3 protein-coding genes and 1 pseudogene are annotated in these 4,387 nt (G+C 63.2%); 2 read left to right on the top strand and 2 right to left on the bottom strand.

All coding sequences use genetic code 11. The annotated features are described in order from the left end of the window. Positions 1–147: 147 nt before the first annotated feature. A complete protein-coding gene (locus DVS29_RS36575) occupies positions 148–1,050 on the bottom strand; it encodes a LysR family transcriptional regulator (protein WP_118186201.1) in 903 nt (300 codons plus the stop codon). Positions 1,051–1,168: 118 nt separating this feature from the next. On the opposite strand from DVS29_RS36575, the gene DVS29_RS36570 reads away from it, so the two are divergent. Beyond that, the gene (locus DVS29_RS36570; protein WP_118186199.1) at positions 1,169–2,482 is read left to right on the top strand and encodes an MFS transporter; all 1,314 of its coding nucleotides are present in this window, start codon (positions 1,169–1,171) and stop codon (positions 2,480–2,482) included. A gap of 23 nt (positions 2,483–2,505) precedes the next feature. Continuing rightward, entirely contained in the window at positions 2,506–3,834 is a 1,329-nt protein-coding gene (locus DVS29_RS36565) for an arylsulfatase (RefSeq protein WP_118186197.1), read from the top strand. A gap of 16 nt (positions 3,835–3,850) precedes the next feature. Here the strand turns inward: DVS29_RS36565 and DVS29_RS36560 are convergent. Continuing rightward, positions 3,851–4,387: pseudogene (locus DVS29_RS36560) on the bottom strand (sensor histidine kinase); the annotation flags it as partial.

Below are 4,387 nucleotides of genomic sequence, written 5' to 3'. Positions count from 1 at the left end.
AAGCTCAAGAGCGGCCAGAAGCGCAAATCGATCATCGTCGCATGTTGGAAACAAGCCGAGCTGTGGTGATGTCATGACTTACGTAAGTCTCAATAGTTCTAAAGCCGGGTAGTTCGCGACGCCGCCCTAAGCGAGCCGCCCTGCGCATCAAGCGCGGGGCGTTGCTTCTTCAACGATCTGCGTCATGAAAGCCTGCGTCAGTGGCGAAAGCGATCCGCTCCTGCGCGTCAGGATCGCAATCTGACGCGACCAGTTTGCCTGATTCACCGCTAGCGTCTTAAGGCCCAGTTGCTCCGCCACCGGGCGATGCTGCGTGCTGCAGATTCCAAGCATGTCGGTATTGGCGACCAGGAAGAACACACCGACCGGCGAACTGTAATTGCTCTGCACCTGCACTCGCGGTCCTTCCACTCGATGCCTGCTAAAGTACGCATCGATCTGCTGTCGCGCGGAAACGCCCTGCCCTGGCAGGATCCACGGGTAGCGTCCCAGCGTATCGGCTGACACGCTCGCGCCAGCCGAACACAGCGGATGATCCGCACGGCACACGACGGACGTCGATTCCATCAGCAGCGGGACAGCCTGCACGGCCTCGGGCAGTTCGGCCGGCAACGGGCCGACCGCCAGATCGATCTCTCCATCCAGCAGCGCCCGGATCAGCGTATCCGACAACTGAACGGTCAGATCGAGTCGAAGCGCCGGGCGGCTTCTGACCAGCGACAGAAACGCCCGGCTCACCAGCGGCTCGACAGCAGGCGTCGCCCCCAGGCGGACCTTGGCCAGTTCGCCAGCCGACATCTCTCCAAGCTGATTCAGCGTGTCTTCATACGCGATGCGAAGCGACGCGGCATGCCGCTGGAACTCGATGCCAAAGCGCGTGAGCAGCATCCCTTTAGGCGAGCGATCGAAAAGCGGCACGTTCAGTTCCGCCTCGAGCCGACGGATGGCCTTGGTCAAAGCCGGCTGGCTGACGCCCACCTGTGCGGCCGCCCGGTGCAGCAGTCCCGTTTCGGCGACGGCCATGAAATATCGCAGATCGTCCAGGTTCATGATAACCACTGGTTATTGAGTGCGTCGATCTCGTGCTTGTACCACGAATTTGTGCCGCCAATACTCTTCGACACGACCCACCGTGAACGCATGGAGACAGCGGGAACAGGACATGGATATGGAAAACGTCGAACGATCGGCCACGCCAAGGCGCTTGAGCGCAACGCACCAGCGCGGCCGGTTGCGCACCGTCGTCATCGCGGCAACGATCGGTACGGCGCTGGAATGGTTCGATCTGGTCGTGTACGGCTTTTTCGCCGTGACGATCGCGAAGCAGTTTTTCCCGTCGGCGAACGAGATCACGTCGCTGCTGGTCGCGTTGAGCACCTTCGGCGCGTCCTATCTGATGCGCCCGCTCGGCGCGCTGATGCTCGGTTCGTACTCGGACCGCTACGGCCGCAAGAAAGGCCTGACGCTCAGCATCGCGCTGATGGCGATCGGCACGCTGATGATCGCGGTGACGCCATCGTATGCGTCGATCGGTGTCGCGGCGACCATCATCGTTGCGGCCGGGCGGCTGATTCAGGGCATTTCGGCCGGAGGCGAGTTCGGCGCTTCCACGAGCTTTCTGGTCGAACATTCGCCGCGCCATCAGCGCGGTTTTTACGCAAGCTTCCAGATGGCTGCGCAAGGCGGCACCGCAGTGCTCGCCTCGCTGTTCGGCACGCTGCTCTCGCGCTATCTGACGCCGGAACAGATGCTGAGCTGGGGATGGCGCGTGCCGTTCCTGTTCGGCCTCTTCATCATCCCTGTCGCGTACGTGATCCGTCGGCACGTCGACGAAACACCGGTGTTCGCGAAAGATACGCACGCTGCCAGTCCGGCTCGCGACACGTTCAAAGATAACAAAGTGCGGCTCGCGCTGGCGATCGGCATCTATGTGCTCGTGACGTCGTCCTCGTATGTGATCGTGCTGTATATGCCGACCTTCGCGACACGGCAGCTCGGCATCGATTCGTCGCTCGCGTTCGCCGGCACGCTGCTGATGGGCGCGCTGCAGATGGTCGCGTGTCCGCTGGCCGGTGCGATTGCCGATCGCAAGGGACGCAAGACCACGCTGCTCGTCGCAGCGGCGCTGATCGGTCTGGTCGCTGTGCCGCTCTTCGCCTGGCTGATTGCCAGCCCGTCGCCGTTTGCGTTCATCGTCATCTGTGCGGTGCTCGGTATTGCGATCAGCGGCTATCAGGGGCCGATGCCTGCCGTGCTCAGCGAACTCTTTCCGAGCCGGGTGCGCACCACGGGTCTCGCGCTCACACACAACCTCGCGGTTGCGATCTTCGGCGGTTTCGCGCCGCTGATCCTCACGTGGGGCATCCACGCGACGCATAGCCGCCTGGTGCCGGCGGCGTACATCGCAGCCGCGGCCATCGTCAGCGTGATCTCGCTGCTGATCTGCATCCGCAAGTTCGGCGACCAGCAACCGGCCGACTGAACCGGCCCACCTCGTATCACATCATGAGCAATCGACCGAATATCGTACTGATCGTCGCCGACAATCTCGGCTGGGGCGAACTGGGCTGCTATGGCGGCGGCCAGATGATGCGCGGGGCCGCGACGCCCCGCATCGACGCGCTCGCTGCAAGCGGCATGCGTCTGCTGAACTACAACGTGGAAAGCGACTGCGTACCGACCCGCAGCGCGCTGATGACGGGCCGTCATCCAATCCGCACCGGCGCGTTCCAGTCGGTGCCGCCGGGTTTGCCGCAAGGACTGCAACGCAAGGAATGGACGCTCGCGCAGATGGCGTCGTCCGCAGGCTATGCGACCGCGCACTACGGCAAGTGGCATCTGGGCGATATCGAAGGCCGCTTTCCATCGGACCGCGGCTTCGACGAGTGGTACGGTATTCCGCGCACGACCGACGAAACGCAGTTCACGAGTTCGATCGGCTTCGATCCGAACGTTGCCGAACTGCCGTACATCATGGAAGGCAAAAAGGGCGAGCCGTCGCGCAACGTGAAGCTGTACGACCTGGAAACTCGCCGCATTATCGACGAGGAACTGGTGGAACGCTCGAAGACGTTCATCGAGCGCAACGCGCGCGCCGCGCGGCCATTCTTTCTCTATCTGCCGCTCGTGCATCTGCATTTTCCGACGCTGCCGCACAGGGATTTCGACGGCAAGACCGGCATGGGTGAATTCGCGGATTCGCTCGCCGAGATGGATTTTCGCGTCGGCCAGATCGTCGACCAGCTCGACGCGCTCGGCATTGCGGACAACACGCTGCTGATCTTCTGCAGCGACAACGGCCCGGAGTTCCGCCCACCTTATCGCGGCACGGCTGGCCCATGGACCGGCACGTATCACACTGCGATGGAAGGCAGCCTGCGCGTGCCGTTCATCGCGCGCTGGCCCGGCAACATTCCGGTCGACGTCAACAACCAGATCGTCCACGTGGTCGACCTGCTGCCCACGTTCGCCGAACTGATCGACGGCCGGATGCCCAACGACGAACGGCCGATCGACGGCGTAAGCCAGCTCGACTTCCTGCTAGGCAAGCAGCCCTCGTCGAATCGCGAAGGCTTCCTCTTCCATATCAAGGACGAACTGCGCGCGGTGAAATGGCGCGACTGGAAACTGCATTTCGTGTGGGAACCGTACGTGAACGCGGGCGCGAACCGGCTCGAATCGCCGTACCTGTTCCATCTGGTCCAGGACCCGAAAGAAGAAACCGACATTCTCGTACGCAATACCTGGGTGCTCGGCCCGATGCTCAAGATGGTGAAGGCGTTCAGGGAAAGCGTGAAGGCCAATCCGAACACTGCGCCGGGGGCGCCGGACTGAGCGACGTTCGGATCAATTACCGGAAACGTGGCGGCTGCAATTGATTGCAGTGCGCTGCCTTCGGCGCGGGCAGACGCACCGTCACCGTCAGCCCCACGCGCCCCGCGCCCGACGCCACCTCGACCTTGCCCTGATGCGAGTGCGCGATCTGCTGCACGATCGCGAGCCCGAGCCCCGAGCCTTCCACATCGCGCGCCGCGCGGTAGAAACGCTCGAACACATGCGCGCGCTTCGGCCGGAATACCGGGGCCGTTGTCGACCACCTGCAGCACCACGTCGTCACCTTCGCGGCGGCAGATCGCGGTGACGCGCCCTGCCTCCTGCGTATAGCGGATCGCGTTGTCGACGAGATTCGTCACGAGCGCTTCGAGCAGACTCGCGTTGCCCATCACCTGCACGCCCTCGTCCAGTTCCGCGCCGAGGTCGATGCGACGATGCTGCGCAGCGCCAATCATCTCTTCGAGCACCGACGACACCACCCCGGACAGATCGACCCGCGCCACCCGGCATCGCGACGACATCGACTCCGCCTGCGCAAGCAGCAGCAACTGGT

The sequence above is a fragment of the Paraburkholderia phosphatilytica genome (assembly GCF_003443895.1).
Classification (GTDB): domain Bacteria; phylum Pseudomonadota; class Gammaproteobacteria; order Burkholderiales; family Burkholderiaceae; genus Paraburkholderia; species Paraburkholderia phosphatilytica.
The sequence above is the reverse complement of the archived record's forward strand: the minus strand, read 5'-3'. Positions and strand labels throughout refer to the sequence as shown.

Coding starts and splice junctions, on each gene's coding strand:
- DVS29_RS36575 (WP_118186201.1), bottom strand. CDS start 1,050: ATGAACCTGGACGATCTGCGATATTTCATGGCCGTCGCCGAAACGGGA.
- DVS29_RS36570 (WP_118186199.1), top strand. CDS start 1,169: ATGGAAAACGTCGAACGATCGGCCACGCCAAGGCGCTTGAGCGCAACG.
- DVS29_RS36565 (WP_118186197.1), top strand. CDS start 2,506: ATGAGCAATCGACCGAATATCGTACTGATCGTCGCCGACAATCTCGGC.